The organism is Pedobacter jeongneungensis, from assembly GCF_039538295.1.
Classification (GTDB): domain Bacteria; phylum Bacteroidota; class Bacteroidia; order Sphingobacteriales; family Sphingobacteriaceae; genus Pedobacter; species Pedobacter jeongneungensis.
This window is the reverse complement of the sequence record NZ_BAABBY010000005.1, coordinates 276,290-294,503: the sequence shown is the minus strand read 5'-3', so window position 1 is coordinate 294,503 and position 18,214 is coordinate 276,290. Positions and strand designations below refer to the sequence as shown.

12 protein-coding genes are annotated in these 18,214 nt (G+C 40.0%); 5 read left to right on the top strand and 7 right to left on the bottom strand.

The window, feature by feature from the left end:
- Positions 1–96 precede the first annotated feature (96 nt).
- Both ABD769_RS11550 and ABD769_RS11545 read left to right on the top strand, forming a co-directional pair.
- Positions 97–1,737, top strand: coding sequence for a glycoside hydrolase family 43 protein (locus tag ABD769_RS11550; RefSeq protein WP_344851567.1), 1,641 nt, complete (start codon positions 97–99; stop codon positions 1,735–1,737).
- 6 nt (positions 1,738–1,743) lie between these two features.
- Complete coding sequence (locus ABD769_RS11545; RefSeq protein ID WP_344851566.1) at positions 1,744–2,535, top strand: rhamnogalacturonan acetylesterase; 792 nt, start codon at positions 1,744–1,746, stop codon at positions 2,533–2,535.
- Positions 2,536–2,791: 256 nt separating this feature from the next.
- On the opposite strand, the gene ABD769_RS11540 is transcribed toward ABD769_RS11545, so the two are convergent.
- The 4 genes from ABD769_RS11540 to ABD769_RS11525 form a co-directional block, all read right to left on the bottom strand.
- Positions 2,792–3,226: a carboxymuconolactone decarboxylase family protein gene (locus ABD769_RS11540; RefSeq protein ID WP_344851565.1), complete on the bottom strand. Its 435-nt coding sequence runs from the start codon at positions 3,224–3,226 to the stop codon at positions 2,792–2,794.
- A 776-nt stretch (positions 3,227–4,002) separates the two neighbouring features.
- On the bottom strand, positions 4,003–4,572 hold the full coding sequence (locus ABD769_RS11535) for a Crp/Fnr family transcriptional regulator (protein ID WP_344851564.1): 570 nt from the start codon (positions 4,570–4,572) through the stop codon (positions 4,003–4,005).
- A gap of 51 nt (positions 4,573–4,623) precedes the next feature.
- A complete protein-coding gene (locus ABD769_RS11530; protein WP_344851563.1) occupies positions 4,624–5,406 on the bottom strand; it encodes a GLPGLI family protein in 783 nt (260 codons plus the stop codon).
- Positions 5,407–5,408: 2 nt separating this feature from the next.
- Complete coding sequence (locus tag ABD769_RS11525; RefSeq protein ID WP_344851561.1) at positions 5,409–8,213, bottom strand: outer membrane beta-barrel protein; 2,805 nt, start codon at positions 8,211–8,213, stop codon at positions 5,409–5,411.
- 137 nt (positions 8,214–8,350) lie between these two features.
- On the opposite strand from ABD769_RS11525, the gene ABD769_RS11520 reads away from it, so the two are divergent.
- Entirely contained in the window at positions 8,351–10,162 is a 1,812-nt protein-coding gene (locus ABD769_RS11520; RefSeq protein ID WP_344851560.1) for a DUF4153 domain-containing protein, read from the top strand.
- 241 nt (positions 10,163–10,403) lie between these two features.
- The gene (locus ABD769_RS11515; protein WP_344851559.1) at positions 10,404–11,042 is read left to right on the top strand and encodes a GIN domain-containing protein; all 639 of its coding nucleotides are present in this window, start codon (positions 10,404–10,406) and stop codon (positions 11,040–11,042) included.
- Between the two features lie 135 nt (positions 11,043–11,177).
- Here the strand turns inward: ABD769_RS11515 and amaB are convergent, their stop codons facing one another.
- Positions 11,178–12,719: an L-piperidine-6-carboxylate dehydrogenase gene (gene amaB, locus ABD769_RS11510; RefSeq protein WP_344851558.1), complete on the bottom strand. Its 1,542-nt coding sequence runs from the start codon at positions 12,717–12,719 to the stop codon at positions 11,178–11,180.
- A gap of 124 nt (positions 12,720–12,843) precedes the next feature.
- Between amaB and ABD769_RS11505 the strand changes: the two genes are divergently transcribed.
- Positions 12,844–15,354 (top strand): M1 family aminopeptidase, encoded by a 2,511-nt coding sequence (locus ABD769_RS11505; RefSeq protein ID WP_344851557.1) that lies wholly within the window; start codon positions 12,844–12,846, stop codon positions 15,352–15,354.
- A gap of 449 nt (positions 15,355–15,803) precedes the next feature.
- Here the strand turns inward: ABD769_RS11505 and ABD769_RS11500 are convergent, their stop codons facing one another.
- Both ABD769_RS11500 and ABD769_RS11495 read right to left on the bottom strand, forming a co-directional pair.
- Positions 15,804–16,697 carry a DUF1735 domain-containing protein gene (locus ABD769_RS11500; protein ID WP_344851556.1) on the bottom strand — a complete coding sequence of 298 codons (894 nt, stop codon included), beginning with the start codon at positions 16,695–16,697 and terminating at the stop codon, positions 15,804–15,806.
- Positions 16,698–16,710: 13 nt separating this feature from the next.
- A complete protein-coding gene (locus tag ABD769_RS11495; RefSeq protein WP_344851555.1) occupies positions 16,711–18,213 on the bottom strand; it encodes a SusD/RagB family nutrient-binding outer membrane lipoprotein in 1,503 nt (500 codons plus the stop codon).
- Position 18,214: the final 1 nt, after the last annotated feature.

Here is an 18,214-nt window from a genome sequence, read left to right as displayed (position 1 = left end):
TAATTGACAATTAAGCGATCTAGCCACATTAAGATTCCGCCTTCGCAGGAAAAAAGGAACGCTGCAATAACCAAATATTAAAAACATCATTGTAAGATGAAATATCTATACTGTTCAATCTTAATTTTAAGTTTTACTATAAATGCATTTGCACAGCAAACGCCGGATAAAGGATATGTTTCTAAAGTTTGGGTTGCCGATCAGGGGAACGGAACCTATAAAAATCCGGTAATCAATGCCGATTATTCTGATCCGGATGCCATCCGCGTAGGTGACGATTTTTATATGATTGCCTCCAGTTTTGATGCCATTCCGGGGTTACCGATTTTACATTCGAAAGACCTGGTGAACTGGAAAATAATTGGTCATGCTTTAAAACGTCAGCCTCCTTTCGAACATTTTGAAAAAACACAACATGGCAACGGTGTTTGGGCCCCTGCTATCCGTTACCGTAATGGCGAATTTTACATTTATTACCCGGATCCCGATTTTGGCATTTATTTAACGAAAGCCAAAACCATTACAGGCGAATGGAGTGCCCCTAAATTAGTCGCGGCAGGTAAAGGTTTGATCGATCCCTGCCCGCTGTGGGATGAAGATGGCAGGGCTTATCTGGCCTATGCATACGCCGGCAGCCGTGCGGGGATTAAAAGTGTATTAGCTGTTATGCCGCTCAACAACGATGGTTCACAGGCAACGGAAACCGGTAGAATTGTGTACGATGGACACGAATTAGACCCGACCATTGAAGGGCCAAAATTTTACAAACGCAATGGTTATTATTATTTATTTACACCTGCCGGAGGAGTTTCTACAGGCTGGCAACTCGTTTTAAGGAGCAAAAATGTTTACGGTCCGTACGAAAGGAAAGTGGTGATGGATCAGGGAAAATCTGCTGTTAACGGGCCGCATCAGGGCGCCTGGGTAAACACACAAACCGGTGAAGACTGGTTTTTGCATTTTCAGGATAAAGATGCCTACGGACGAGTGGTGCATTTACAGCCTATGAAATGGGTAAATAACTGGCCGGTTATCGGTATTGATAAAGATGGCAACGGAAAAGGCGAGCCTGTGGCTACTTATAAAAAACCAAATGTGGGCAAGGTGTACCCGATTGAAACTCCGGCAGAAAGTGATGAATTTAATGCTGCGAAATTAGGTTTGCAGTGGCAATGGCAGGCGAACCCGCAGCCAACCTGGCTATTTACCGATGCGGCTAAAGGAATATTAAAATTATATACGGCCAGGATGCCTGATGAAGCGAAAAACCTGTGGGATGTTCCGAATTTATTGATGCAGAAATTCCCTGCTGATGAGTTTATGGCAACCACAAAACTTTTGTTTAAACCTAATCCTAAATTGGAAAATGAAAAAACGGGCTTAGTGGTTATGGGAAGAAGTTATGCACAAATGAGCATCAAAAGCAAAAAAGATGGGTTGTACCTCATGTATGGTGTTTGCCAGAATGCGGATAAGGGAAAAGCAGAGAATGAAAAAGAGATTACGAAATTGAAATCGAGCCTGGTTTATCTGCGCGTAAAAGTTTCGGCCGGCGCAAAATGCCAGTTCAGTTTTAGCGAAGATGGAATAAATTTCAGTAATGCAGGTGATGAATTTCAGGCTACAGCCGGGCAATGGATTGGGGCCAAAATGGGAATATTTGCCACCAGAGATACACAAACGAATGATTCAGGAATTGCTGAGTATGATTGGTTCCGTGTAGAAACTTTAAAATAAAATAGGATGAAAAAATACAAATTTCTGATCGCAGCATTTGGTGCTATTTTATTCATGTCTTTCATCATGAAAACTAAACCTGTTAAAGTTTATTTGATCGGCGATTCTACGGTTGCTGATTATACTTTGGAAGATGGATATATGCAGAAAAAATATCCGATTACGGGTTGGGGGCAGGTTTTTCAGCAATTTTTAGCTAAAGACAGCTTAAAGAAATTAACTAATCTGATTAAAAGCGATAGTGCATTGGTTATTGATAAAGCAAAAGGCGGCAGAAGCACCCGGACTTTTTTTGAAGAGGGCAGATGGAAAGATGTTTTATCCACTTTAGACAAAAATGATCTGGTATTGATCCAGTTTGGGCATAATGATGCAGCCAAAGATAAACCCGAACGTTATGTAGCTATTGCCGGTTATAAAGAATTTTTAAGGATGTATGTAAAAGAAACGAGGGCTAAAGGTGCTTTACCCATCCTTATTACTCCTGTTACCAGAAATTATCCCTGGAAAGACGGTAAACTGGGCAGTGCGCATGGTGAATATCCGCAGGCTGTAAAAGATGTGGCCAAAGAATTAAATGTGCCCATAATCGATCTTACTTCACTTTCAGCTGATTTTTTCACCACTAAAGGAAACGAATTTGTAAGCAAACACTATTTTATGAATTTAGATTCGGGCAAATACGAAGCTTACCTGAAAGGGCAGAAGGATAACACGCATTTCCAGCCAGAGGGAGCTAAAGAAGTTGCGAGGTTGGTATATGAGGAATTGAAGAAGATTAACGGAGGACAAAATTAGACCTCGGAGGTTTCAGAAACCTGCGAAGTCTTGATAGTTAGTATTAAAACAACTGACTTTTGTTAAATAAACCTGATAGGACGGAAAGCCCGAAGCGAAGCATGAGCAAGGACTTGAAGGGATAGCAGGACTACAGTGACCAAAAGGTACTGAACCATTGTTTTCCAAAAAAATATCGACCACCTGAGCCACCTGAGGGCATCTCTGTTAGGTTCAGACCTCGCAGTTCTGAGAAACCTGCGAGGTCTGAAAATATCTACCCAACCATTACTTTTGCAGTAATAGCAAGCCTGTTCCAGGCGTTAATGGTTACAATGGCCATGATAATCTGCGCTACCTCCTGCTCATTAAAAAAGCTTGCTACTTTCTGGTAAGTGGCATCAGCAACGTGGTGGCTAATTAAAGTTACTTCTTCTGTTAAAGCCAAAACAGCTTTTTCCTTTTCGCTAAACAAAGTGGTTTCTTTCCAGGCGTTTAACAGGTATAAACGTTGTTCGGTTTCGCCGATTTTACGTGCATCGGTTGAGTGCATGTTTAAACAAAATGCACAGCCGTTAATTTGAGAAGCACGCATTTTGATCAGCTCTAAAAGGATCGGATCCAGTTTGCTGGTTGATAAATATTTTTCTAAACCATACATGGCCTGATAAGCTGCAGGCTCTACTTTTGGGATATCAATTCTGTTTTCCATTTTATTTGTTTTTTGATTACGATGTAAAGGTCGGCATCATAAAAAACAAAAAACTTAATGTAGTTTAAGAAATGGATTTCTAACCGGAAAACACGTAAATTTCTTCGCAAATTGCGCTAAGTAAGCTTAAAAGTCCTGTTAGTTTGCCATTTAAACTATGCGACAAATTTATGCGCTCCGTCATTTCCGTGCCGCGGTTCGTGTCTCCACGAATCATAGATTGCACAAAAAATATCTTATTCTAGCCACGGATGCACGGAAACACGGATAACATATCGCATATAATAGCTTAGTAGAATTAGAACTTACAGATTTCTCCGTTCCGCTTCGCTTTAGTCGAAATGACGAATCAATAAGCTCAAATCTGCTGCTGCCGTGGTTCGTGTCTCCACGAATCACCAGATTGCACAAAAAATATCTTATTCTAGCCACGGATAACATATCGCATATAATAACTTAATGGTTCGTGGAGACACGAACCACGGAATTAGAACTTACAGATTTCTCCGTTCCGCTTCGCTTTAGTCGAAATGACGAATCAATAAGCTCAAATCTGCTGCTGCCGTGGTTCGTGTCTCCACGAATCACCAGATTGCACAAAAAATATCTTATTCTAGCCACGGATAACATATCGCATATAATAACTTAATGGTTCGTGGAGACACGAACCACGGAATTAGAACTTACAGATTTCTCCGTTTCGCTTCGCTTTAGTCGAAATGACGAATCAATAAGCTCAAATCCGTCTTAAGTACTTTGCGGGGGTTAACAAGGCACTATTTCTTTGCTCTGATCTTACTTAAAAATTCAGGTGTAAAGCCCAGGTAAGATGCCAGCATATATTGCGGTACCCGTTGTACAAATTCGGGGAACAAACTATTAAAATGGCGGAATCTTTCTTCGGCGGTTTGACTGTACAGAAACTTTATCCTCCTTTGTGAAGCCTGGTGGTTCTTTTGTAAAATTAACCTGAAATACCGCTCCAGTTTGGGTAGTTTATGAAACATCTCATCATAAAGGTGATGCTCAATGGCAATTACTTCTGTTGCTTCTGCTGCCTGAATATAAAATTCGGAAGGGGTTTGAAAAAGGAAGCTGGTGAGATCGGTAATCCACCAGTTTTCGATGGCGAACTGGGTAGTTTGCTCTGCACCTTTAATATCAATAAAATAAAGCCTCAGGCAACCTTTCGCCACAAAATAATTGGCCCTGCAGGTTTGTCCTTCGGTTAACAAAAAGGCTTTCTTTTTAACAGAAAAAGATTTGAGCATCGGTGCAAGAATCTCCTGCTCACCGGTACTCAAATCTATAAATCTATTAATGTGGTTATAAAGTGCGCTGTACATGTTATCTTATTGATTATGCTAAAATAGCATAATTATAAGAACCTCATGGCGCTAAAGCGAAAAGGCTTTAAAAATAGGGTGTGCATATTGCCCCCAGTTTTTCATTGCCGAAAGTAATATTGCTTTTAATCCTTTATTATCGGTTGGTTTTCCTTTTGTGGGTGCCAGCAGGTCTTTTTCGGGCACGGTGATCTCTGTTACTTTAGTTGCAAACCAGGTTACATTTTCGTGCGGCAAGGCTAAACCTAAAATCATCCCGGGTAAGCCGGTAAAAGATTCTGGTCCGCCGGAAACCGCTATCTGGTTGCTGTAATAAGCCACTACATAAACCGAATCCATAATAATGGCATTTGCCCTGCGGCATTCGTAACCGGCAATTTCACGGGTTTCATCCGTAATTTTCCAGTTTATTTTACGCACACTATCTTTAACCAGGTACACCTCTTCGTACACATTTTTTTGCGTGATACTGGTTTGCTGATCGAAATTTGTGGCAATTGTATTTTTTAAATCAGCCAGTGCATCAGATGAAATCCAGTTGTTATTTGCTGTTTCTTCTACCGGTGGCCATTTATATAAACTTTTATCGCGGGTAAAACTTAAGGTACTTTTGGCAACCTTAAACTGAGGATTATTTTTTTTGTACAACTCGAAAGCCTCATTCATGTAACTTTCATTGTCTTTATCGATTTTCTTTTTAATCAACGCATATATATTCGATCTTTTTTCGAATTCGATTACACCATTTTGCACGAAGTGGATATTTTGGGCAAAAAGATCGCTGCTGATGAAAATAACAGCAAAAAGGATAATATATTTTAGTGTAGTTTTCATAATTATTTCTGTGTTTTAATACCGCCGCCCATTTTGTTGAAATCCCATGATACCGAGAACATAAAATACCGTTGAATGGTGGTATTCCGGGTTTCTCTGATGGTGGTATTGGTTGCCGAACGATCAAACCCAACATTCTGGTTTAAAATATCATTTACGGTTACCGCAAATTTTAAATTTTCAGATTTGAAGAATTTTTTACCCAGTGAGGCATTCCAGATAAAGCGCTCAAAACTCTTGTTCAGCACCTGTGTTTTTCCATTATACTGGTATTCTCCGTCAGTTGAGATTTCGAATTTAACCGGTAACTGCACATTTCCGGAGAAATAGCCACTTAATCCCCATCCATCACTGTTTGTACCAATACTTACCCTCGACATGTTATAAGTCGGACCAAAACGGCCATAAAAACTATACTTCTTTTCTACATATTTTGAAATATTTAATCCTCCGCCATAATTATAGTTTTTAGTGTTGTTTAATGTCCTGCCCTGGTTAGTGGTAATGTAGTTATAATTAGAATTTCCATTCGCATCCAGGTTTAAACCAATGTTCATGTCCAGAAGCTTAATTTTCCGGCCAACCTGCCCGTACAGGTAAAAGTTGGTCTGCATTTTATCCGAGAAATTGATATAACTGTAGGTACTCTTACCAGCACCATCGGTATTCACATCGCTAATGATCGGATTTGAGGTAAAACTATAAGAACCGCTTAACCAAATGGATTGATTGGTTAACACTTTATAGGAGTTATAACTTGCATTCACATTGCTTCTGAAGGAAGGCCTTAAATCCTGATTTCCTTTAACCACATTAAAAGGGTCGTTGTTTACCCTAACCGGTTGCAACTGATCAAGCGAAGGCTGATTGGTATTACCATTATAATTAATTCTAAGCGATTTTTGCTGAGAAAAACGATACTGATAAGATGCCTGAGGCATATAATTTACAAAATTCCGGATGTACGTTCTGTTGTGGTAAAGATCATCCTGTTTAAAGTTTACCCCACTAAATTTAGAGCCGAAATTGATTACCGTTTTACCTTTTTTATAGTTGAAAATGGCACCTCCCTGATTAATGGTCTGGTTCAGTTCGAAGTTATTGCTGAATAATGTATCTAAAATATCATACCTGCCGCTACCAGATTGATTGAAGGACCTGCGGTCTGATTTCCCATTCATTAACGTCAAACCATAGTTCACAATTACCGTTAAGGTTTTAGAGAGCGGTTCGGTATAAGCTGTATTTAACTTAAACGAATTGTTTGTGATATCGTTTACCTTAAACTGATTGGTAAGGCTGTCTACGATTGCACCCGTTTCTATAATACGTCGTTTATTTTCAGAGTTCAAATAGCCTTCAGTACTGTTTTTATTGATCGACTGATTAAGATTTAAGGATAATGTACGCCCTTTTTTCTTCAGTTTTTTGGTTAACAACACATTCATATTGAAATTCTGATCATCCGCCTTATTGGTGACCGTTCTATCTGATGAATTTAAGAAATACTCGTTTTCTCCGTTTGTAGTTGTTACATAATGGTTTGAAGTGTTGCTTTTTTTCAGGGCGCCATCAACACTCACTTTCATGGTTAAGGTGGTATCTATTTTTATTTCGTAAGTCGCATCCAGTTTTTGCCTGAACATGTCGTTATCAAAATCTTCATCTGAAGTGCTAAACTGCGTTCCTGAAGCTAAATTGTTCTGGCTGATGGAATTCCGGCTGCCTTTTACCCTGATCGACCCGATTTTATAATTGGTATTGATCGATTCTTTGTCTTTGTTCCACTTATTATCGAAATGCAAGCCACCTGTTCTGGCCACCGGCAAACCCACCCCGTTATACCTGCCATCGTACGAATCGAAATCATCGCCACCGCCATAGCTAAAATACATTCCGCCATCATCGGTCATCGTTAAACCGCTTGATCCGCTGTATTTATCGCGGTCATCCCAGCCTAAACCTACTGTTCCGTTATTGCCCAGAATACCGTAGGCAGAGAATTTCTTTTTACCCCAGAATTTGTTGAACATCGCCTGTCCCTGGTAAAAATCTTTCGTTCCATAACCACCCTGCACTTTACCGAAATAACCGTTCTTTTTATCTTCTTTTAGTTTGATATTCAGCGTTTTGGTTTTCTCGCCATCATCAATACCGGTAAAACTGGCCTGATCGCTGGCTTTATCATACAGCTGAACCGATTCTACCATATCTGCCCTGAGGTTTTTGGTTACCAAAGTTGGGTCATCGCCGAAAAACTCTTCACCATCTACCAGTACCTTTGGAACGGTTTTGCCCTGGGCGGTAATTTTTCCGTCCTTATCTACCTGAAAGCCTGGAAACTGTTTAATCAGGTCTTCTACTTTCGAGTTTGGCTCAATATTATAAGCTTTAGGATCGAACTCGGTGGTATCGCCTTTAATTTTTATAGCAGTACGGTTTCCTTTAATAATTACATCAGAAAGGATTTTAGCCATTCCGGTAAGATTGATCTTTCCATAATCCTTAACCTGAGTGGTAGAATCTAAGGTAAAATGATCAACAAAATCGGCATATTTTGGATAGGAGACCAACAGGATAAACTTTCCGTTTTTAATGCCACTGATTTCGAAAGAGCCGTTTTCGGCTGTTCGGGTAAATTTTACCAGTGTAGAATCTTTTGCATTTAAAATTGCAACGGAAGTTCCGGACAAAAGGGTGGTAGATGCGGTGTCAATCGTTCGGCCTTTAATGGTGTGAAGGCCCTGTGCTTTTGAGTATGAGCTAATCAATACTAAAAAACACAACGAGAGGAATAGACGTGTCATAGATAAGGTTTGGTTTTGTTGCCCGAATATAAAACTAATATATTAGTTGCGTGCAATGCTTTAACCTTTTTTAACAAATTAAATCCTGAGCCTTAATCATTAAGCTTAAAACGTTATATCTTTAATAAAAAAATCAGATGAAATTACCTTCTCTCCAACAGCTCTACAATGGGTTTTTAAATGTAATTAAGCGTTTTCCCTTACAATTTATTTTTGCAGTTGCTGCAACATTGTGCTGGTGCTATTATATCCATATTTCAGATTATCGGGACTACTCAGAACAGAACGAAAATTTAAAAGATCATTTAATAAAGGCCATTGCCATTTTAAATCTGGCGCTCACACTCTTATTGGCCCTCGATTTAATTTCAGAACGGAACCAATACGCAGTAAAGAAAAAATGGTTATTGCGTTTGGGTGGGTTACTTATCTGTGTTTTACTTTATTTCAGCCTCGATCCGACCAACTATTCAGCAGATCTTTACCGCATTTTCTTATTTGCTTTTGCCTTCCATTTGCTTGTTGCATTTGCACCATTTATCGGCCAGGAAAATGTAAACGGCTTCTGGCAGTTTAACAAAGCCCTTTTTCTTCGGTTTCTTACTTCTGCACTTTATTCTGCGGTACTATATGCTGGTTTGGCTATTGCCCTGGTTGCCATTAACGGATTGTTTAATGCCGAAATTAAATGGCAAACATATATGATCCTATTTGCCATCATTAGCGCAGGATTTAGCACCACATTCTTTTTGGCAGGAATTCCTACCGATTATAAATTACTGGAAGAAGATCAAAGCTATCCGAAAGGCTTGAAAATATTTGCCCAGTTTGTACTTATTCCACTGGTGACTATTTATTTAGCAATTTTACTCGTTTATGAACTCAAAATCGTGGTGTTATGGGAATTGCCAAAGGGTTTGGTTTCCAGCCTGATTTTAGGTTACGCTGTTTTTGGAATCCTGTCATTGCTTCTGGTTTTTCCGGTTAAAGAAACTGCAGGTAACAGCTGGATTAAATTATTTTCCAAATTCTTTTATGCCATGATGATCCCCTTAGTGGTGCTTTTATTGCTTGCCGTATGGAAAAGGGTGGGGCATTATGGCATTACAGAAAGCAGGTATATTTTAACTGCACTGGCTTTATGGCTGGCAGGGGTAACCATCTATTTTCTCTTCAGTAAAAAGCAGAATATCAAAGTAATCCCGATAAGCTTGTGCATCATTTCGCTATTGGCTACTTATGGCCCGCAAAGTGCCTTTTCTGTATCAAAATACTCGCAGTTGAGCCGGTTAAAGCGAATCATGGGCAGTAAGAAAAAAGACGATATTAAAGAAAAACCAGCGGTAATCAGATATCTGGTGTACACCCACGGATTAAAAACCCTTCAACCCTTTACCAAAAGAGATCTTAGTAAAATAGAAGAAAAAATAGATGCTACCAATAGCTATCGGTACAGCATGCGCATGAACAAGGTTGATACCGCATTGGCTATTTTTAAAGTTAAAGGTGATTTGGAATATGATCACGGTGTAAGCATTACACTCCAAAATGATGAAAACCAGGTTTTAAATGTTAAGGGTTATGATTACCTGATCGAAATGAATGGATATCAGGAAAAAAAAATAACACGGCTTTACGGTACAGATTTAACAACAAATAAAATCGGTTCAAAACTCCTGCTATTGGTTAATAATCAACCAGCACTTCAGTTTGATTTAAAAGAAGTATTTAAGCAAGCCGTTAATGCCTATAAAAAAGGTGCCTTAAAAACCACTAATAAAAAACAGGAATACTTTTACCCCGCAAAGCTGATGAGTGTTTCTAAAAGTATTAACGGATACCAATATACCATCATCGTTACGTCTTTACAAAGTACTTATTACGAAAACGATAGCAAGGATTATTTTTGGAGTGAGACAAGGAGTTATCTGCTCATTAAAAAGCTTTAAGCCAAATCACTTTTAATAAATGGCCGGTCTTTAACCAAATCGGCTTTTTTGTTTGTCGAAGTTTCAAAAAACAAGCAGGTTTTCGTATAGGTTATTTTGGCGTTCGTCTATAAATACAAGCGCATGGTATAATAGCCTAAAATTGGCTGAAACGTTTTTACCAGATCGCAGTCTTAACTACAAAAACACCTAATTACTAGGGATTTAAAATTAAGATTTATAAACATAAAATATTAAGGTCATGAAAAACTCTATCAAAAATTTATTCGCAGCAGCATTAGTAATGGTTACTTTAAGCAGCGCAACAGTTGTAGCAAACGCAACAGAAAACAATGCTAACTACACTGCTATAACCAAAGTTAAAAACATCAGCAAAATTGTGGTATCAGGCAATGTGAAACTGATCCTGGTTCAGGATGCCAAGGAAAGCGTTGAGGTTTACGATCAATATTACACCAAAAATGCTTTGGTACAACAACAGGGAGCAGAATTGAGAATCAGTTCATTTGATAAAAATGCCTTAACGGTTATAGCGCATGTAAATAATTTAACCGATATCGAAGCTTCAAATACTGCAACTGTAAGCACTGCCGGAACTTTCAATCTGTTAAACCTGAACGTGGTTTTAAATGATGAGGCATCGGCAGACATTAAAGCCAATACAGTTAATTTATCAACAAATGTGAAAGATGATGCATCCTTAAAATTAGAAGGCACAACCGATTCTCACCAGGCCGTTTTGGGTATAGCATCTAAAATAAATATGGCTGGTTTTACCGCTCAGGAAACCAGTATCCGGTTAACCGGAAAATCACTTTTAGCCAACAACAAATCCCGTTACGATGATATCCGGGTTGATTTATTAGAAAAACTATTCTAACCCTATCATATATTTTACCATAATGGCGCTGAATTTAGATTTCAGCGCCTTTTTTGCTTTAAAAGATGGTCCGGATTATAAACCCTGGCCAATATAGATTGCTTCGTCGTTCCTTCTCGCAATGACAATTCTTCTTTACAAATCAAATTTAATGCCCTGCGCCAGTGGCAAAGTATTCGAATAATTGATCGTATTGGTTTGTCTGCGCATGTAGGCTCTCCAGGCGTCCGACCCGCTTTCTCTACCGCCGCCGGTTTCTTTTTCGCCTCCAAAAGCACCCCCAATTTCGGCACCCGAAGTACCGATATTTACATTGGCAATGCCACAATCAGATCCATTAGCTGATAAAAACTGTTCTGCTTCTCTTAAATTTAAGGTCATAATTGCTGACGATAAGCCTTGTGGCACACCATTTTGCAGCGCAATGGCTTCATCTAATGTTTTATATTTAATCAGGTATAAAATTGGTGCAAAAGTTTCGTGCTGTACGATTTTATAATCATTCTGAACCTCGGCGATGCAAGGTTTTACATAACAGCCACTGGCATAAGCATCGCCTGATAAAACACCACCTTCTACTATGAAATTACCTCCTTCGGCCTTACATTTTTCAATTGAATCTAAATATGCTGCAACGGCATCGGTATCAATCAGTGGACCAACATGGTTATTCTGATCTAACGGATCGCCAATGCGCAGTTGCCCGTAAGCTTTAACCAGTTTGGCGGTAAAAGCATCGTACACACTTTCGTGGATAATCAACCTCCGGGTTGACGTACAGCGCTGACCGGCCGTACCAACTGCACCAAATACTGCTCCGATTAAACTCATATCCAGATCGGCATGTTCGGAAATAATGATGGCATTGTTACCCCCAAGCTCGAGTAAGCTCTTACCTAAACGGGCACCAACAGCAGCACCAACCGCTTTCCCCATACGGGTTGATCCGGTTGCAGAAACCAATGGAATACGGCTATCATTTGTCATTAATTCGCCTACAATTCTATCACCTAATACCAGGCTACAAACGCCTTCGGCAACATCGTTAGCTTTAAAAACCTTTGCAATAATATGCTGACAGGCAATGGCCGTTAAAGGTGTTTTTTCTGATGGTTTCCAGATGCAAACATTACCACAAACCAGGGCCAGCGCGGCATTCCAGCTCCAAACCGCAACCGGGAAATTAAAGGCAGAAATTATGCCTACAACCCCAAGCGGATGCCACTGTTCGTACATGCGGTGGCTCGGGCGTTCACTGTGCATGGTTAAACCATAAAGCTGCCGCGATAAACCCACTGCAAAATCACAGATATCGATCATTTCCTGTACTTCGCCAAATCCTTCCTGCAAACTTTTCCCCATTTCGTACGAAACCAGCGTGCCCAAAGCCTCTTTATTTTCGCGCAGGGCATCACCAAACTGACGTACAATTTCACCTCTTTTCGGAGCCGGAACAGTACGCCAATCCTTAAATGCAGCTTGTGCTTTTACCATAATGGCATCGTAATCAGTAGCACTTGCAACTCTCGCCGAAGCAATCAGTTTACCGTCAACAGGAGAATAGCTTTCCAACCTGTCTGTGTTCGATGCACCGCCCCAGCTGCTCCCTGTACTATAGGCCGAATTGTCTGCCTGTACACCCAGTTTATTTAAAATGGATTGAATATCTGTAGTCATATATCTAACGATTTACACAAAAAAACAAAAAATTAAGTTAAAGCAGGTTACATTTGACGCTTTACTTTTACCACAATTCTTAATATCTTGCTTTAAAGATAACTGACTTATAAAATCTTAAAAAATGAATAAAAAATTTATTGCCTGTGGGGTAATATTGGTTTCAGCCTTTATGGCTAATCCACTTTTCGCACAGGAACAACCTGCCGAAAAATCAAATAACCTCAGCGTTTACCGCGTTACCGCAACCAAGGTTAACGATCTGGTACATACCAAACTCGATGTATCTTTTGATTATGCTAAACGATATTTATATGGTAAAGAATGGGTAACTTTAAAGCCTCATTTTTACCCTACAGATTCTTTAACCCTCGATGCGCAGGGTATGGACATTAAAACCGTTGCTTTAGTTGGTGCTAACGGAAATACACCGCTTAAATATGTGTATAATGACAATAAACTATACATCACATTAAATAAAAAGTACACCAATACCGAAAAATATACGGTTTACATTGCTTACACTGCCAAACCTGACGAACTGAAAGTAAAGGGAAGTGCGGCCATAACCGATGCCAAAGGCCTTTATTTTATCAACCCTGATGGTACGGATAAAAATAAACCAACCCAAATCTGGACGCAGGGCGAAACGGAATCATCATCAGCCTGGTTTCCTACAATAGATAAACCGGACCAGAAAACCACCGAAGAAATTTCGATGACGGTTAAATCAAAGTACACCACACTTTCTAACGGGAAACTGGTCAGTCAGAAAGCCAACGCCGATGGAACCAGAACCGATACCTGGAAAATGGACCTGCCACACTCACCTTACTTATTCATGATGGCCATTGGCGAGTTTAAGGTGACAAAGGATACTTATAAAGGCAAAGAAGTGAATTATTACCTGGAACCAAAATTTGCGCCTTATGCTAAACAGATCTTTGGGAAAACCCCCGATATGATCCAGTTTTACAGCAATATTTTGGGTGTAGATTATCCATGGAACAAATATTCGCAGGTGGTAGCCAGGGATTATGTTTCGGGTGCGATGGAAAATACCACAGCAACCTTACATGGCGAGCAGGTACAAAAAACAGACCGCGAATTACTGGATGGCAATGAAGAAGGAACCATTGCGCACGAGCTTTTTCACCAATGGTTTGGCGACTATGTTACTGCCGAATCGTGGTCTAACTTAACCATGAACGAATCGTTTGCTACTTTTGGAGAGGTAATCTGGCACGGGCACGACGCTGGTCAGGATGCGGAAGATAAATCGCGTTACGAAAAACTGCAATCGTATTTAGGATCGACAAAGAAAGGTGAGAGCCCTGTTTTGGCCCGTTTTTATTATAACGACAAGGAAGATATGTTCGATAATGTGAGTTATGCCAAAGGATCGATCATTTTATATGCCCTTAAAAACCAGATGGGCGATGCAGCTTTTTACAAATCGCTTAACCGCTACTTAACCACCAATGCTTTCAAAAATGGCGAAACACACCAATTGCGTTTGGCCATGGAAGATGTAACCGGTAAAGACTGGAGCCCGTATTTTAACCAGTGGTACTACAATGGCGGTCACCCAATCTTAAGCATCGATTATGGTTACGAAAATGGCAAAGCAACCATTAAGGTGAAACAAACTCAGGACTCGGGCGTGCAAACTTTTACCTTACCGGTTAAAATCGATATTTATGCTGGCGGTAAAAAAATCAGAAAAGAGATCCTGATCAATAGCCGCGAGCAGAATTTTAGTTTTGACGTAAGCGCTAAACCCGATCTGATCGATTTCGACGTGGATAAAATCATTGTGGGCGAAACGAATGATAATAAAACAGCCGAAAACTATTATTTCCAGTATAAAAATGCACCAAGTTATGCCAACAGGATCGAAGCTTTACAATTTATTATGCAAAGCAAAGCCAACAGCGGTCAGCAGGTATTGCTTGAAGGACTAAAAGATAAATCGGGAGATTTACGTGCTTTAAGTATCGACGGGATTAACCTGGAAGATGCAAAAATTAAAGCCGCAGCTTTACCAATCCTGCTTCAAATGGCAAAAAGTGATAAAGACACTGAAGTAAGATCGGCTGCGATAGTAAAATTATCAGAAACCGGCGATCAGGCTTATAAAACGTTGATGCAGGAAAGCCTGAAAGACAGATCGTACAAAGTGCTTGCTGCCGGTATTGGTGGTTTGGCTAAACTGGCTCCGCAAGAAAGTATTACGGCTCTATCGGCTTTAGATGCAGATACGAAAGACCACATCGCGCCATCTATTGCATCGTTGTACATCAGCGATCCTAAAGATGAGCATCAGGCATTTTACGAAAACATTATGCTAAACGGCGACCGTAATAAAATTTTTGGTGTAATTGGCCAGTATTTCCAGTATTTAAGGGCAAATACAAACCCTGCGATTACCGAAAAAGGGATAAAAAACATCAGCAGTGCAATTGAGAGGTTAAAACTGCAATCGTATTTAAATAAACAGCTGGCAGGAGCTTACACAGCCACCGCACAAGCCAAAACAAAACAGGCTACAGCAGCAAGTGGAGAAGCTAAAACAAACCTGAACAAACAGGCCGAGCTGTTTAAAAAAGGTGCTGCAGATTTAGAAAAGGAATAATTTTTATTCCTCCACTAGGTCGTCATTGCTAAAAGGCTTTTTCAGCGGACAGCCTGCCCCGATTTCGGGGAAGCAATCTTAAAACGATCGCTATTAGCATGCGCTTTAAGATTGCCTTGTGCTAACCTCCAACAGATCGTCATCTCGAGCGGAGTGCAACGTAGCCGAGAGATCTACCTCGAGATAGATCTCTCTTTCGAATATTAGGGCTGTTTCAGTCGAGATGACGACTTTTTTATGAACCAATCTAGTCTGTAGCGTTTTGTTACGGACATACAATAAAGTATATTTTGGTGTATTAGCGAAACGCTAAGACCAGATTATTGATGCGAAAGGAATATAAAATCTGTGTTGATCTGTGTTTATCCGTGGTTGAAAATTTCATCTACCTTAATAATAAAAAAGCCCCAAAGAATCATCCTTGGGGCTTTGATAAAATGTTTTATTTCTTAACGAGCTGATACATAGGTAAGTGTGTCGGTAGCTGCCCTGCTGGCCGGACTTGCGCCCCATTTAAAAGAAATATAAAAAGTTTTAGTAGCCGGATCGTAACGGCTATCGTAAGCCGGATCGTTTACTAAAGTTGCATTTGCTGTACTTTTCATCGTTACCTTATTGGTTGTCGGATTAACATTAATGGTTAAACCATCAATACCACCAGCACCGGCACCAGTTTTCCAAACCTGAGAAAAGTTTAATGCCGTGGCACCGTTACTCGATAAATCCTGACTTAAACCTTTAAAATAGCCCATAAGCCCATCAGTATCACCTTCTCTGAAAATATAACCTTTTAAGCTATATTTTCCATCGTAGCGGTTTCTTACTGCAACCTTTATAACAACTGCCCCAAAATTTTTGCTGATCACTTCTCCCGATGCATCGGTAATTTTTATCGGCAACCCATAACTAAGTGCAGGATCCAGAGCTGTACTCACAAATTTTACCGGAACCTGTACCCTACGGGTATTGGCCGGAATGGTAATGGTTGTAGAAGTGCTGAAAGCATTTGTTGGCACCATGGTTAATGGGGCATCAGTATGTGCAGCATTGTACTTATCAAGTGTGGCAGGATCGATAGATAAAGTTACTTTAATGTCGGTAGATTTTGTACTGGATGCTGCATAATTGATATAATAAATGTAATCGCTGGGTGCATCCTGCTGGATAAGCGAAGTTGTTAACGAATTTACACTGCCATCACCAACCGGAGAGCCAACCGGGATTTCTACAACGGGTGTTGTAGTCGAAAAATCGGGTTGTTCGTTTTTGTTTTTTAAACAAGACGAAAGACTTACAATGCATAACATTGCGGCAAGTCCGCTGAATATATTTTTATTTTTCATCGTTTTAACTGATTTATTTAACGTCCCAGAAAATTCTTGAAGTAAACTGGTTAATAGTACCTTCTGCAATTACATTGGCAGAGTTGGTGTTATATTCTCTCTGTGGATATAACATTCTTACCGGGATTTTTTTAGTGGTTACGGTTGAAGCAATAGAAATTGGCATATCTGCCGGAAGCTCCAAGCGCCTGTAATCCGTCCATGGTTCAATTGCATTTGTGCCGTTCATTGCCGCCCATTTCTGTTTAATAATCAATGCAATTTTATCGGCATTCGCATCCCATGTTGCAACAGACTGATCAGCAAGATAAGTTGCTGCATCAGCTGCGGTCAGCCCCAGGTAAACAAAGTTTGCGGTTACAGCAGCTTCATAATCTGCTTGTGCACTGCCAGAAATATAACCCCTTTGTGCAGCTTCTGCCTGAATAAACAAACTTTCAAAATCAGTAATAATCGGCTGTGGCTGATCGAATGATTTCAACACACCTTTACCGATACTCGAAACCCTCGCAATGGTAAAAGGAGCATCAACGTCCTGTCCCCAAATTAAGCTTTCGTAGGTAGTGCCCGCACCATCGTTAATGGTATTATATAACCGGCCCAATCTCGGGTCATCATTATCCTGAAGGAAATTAAGACCGTAAGAACTCGCCAACATGTAACCATGCGAAGCAGTTCTGGTACCATCAACACCATAACCATAAACGGCCCAAAACGGATTTTGCTTTCCTGCCGTATTTAAATACCCCGGATTATTGAATATCCCATCTCCGGTTCCGATATATCCAAAACCATTGGCCGTAATTTTGGCAATTTCATCTTTAATATATTGCTCGCGACCAGGCATCTCTGATTGACGCAAAAGAATCCTCAGTTTTAAGGTGTTGGCAAACTTGCCCCATTTTTGCAGGTTTCCTTTGGCATAAATATCAGCAGCGGCATCTGCAGGAGATACCGTAATGGTTTTGAACAAATTGGCAGCAGTATCAAGCTGTTTCGCTAAATCCTCATAAATGCTTTGCGCTTTATCGTATTTTGGGTTAAGGAAAGTTACAGATTTTGATGCCTGCGTATAAGGTACGTTACCATAAAAATCTACCAGGTACTGAAAATCCCATGCTCTCATTGTTTTGGCAACAGCAACATAAAAATTCTGTCCGGATGCTTTACCCTGCGTTTCCAAATATTGGTAATCATTTAAATTATCGTATAGATTGGCCCAAAGTGTTGTAGAACCGCTCCAGTTGGTGGTAAAATTATACGAACGTTCTTCATACCATCCCGAAACGCCCCCTGGTGTCATCCAGTAATTCATCCATAGTGCAGCAAAGCTGTAAAAAATAGAACCGCCGGTTGTATAGGCAGCAGTATTATTTAATGCACCGGTTAAAACCAGGGCCGGTTTAACCGTAGTTGCATTGTTCGGATTATCGTTAATATCCAAAAACCCCTTTTTACAGGCACCCAACAGTAATACTGCTGATACTGTAAACACATATATTAATTTCTTTTTCATG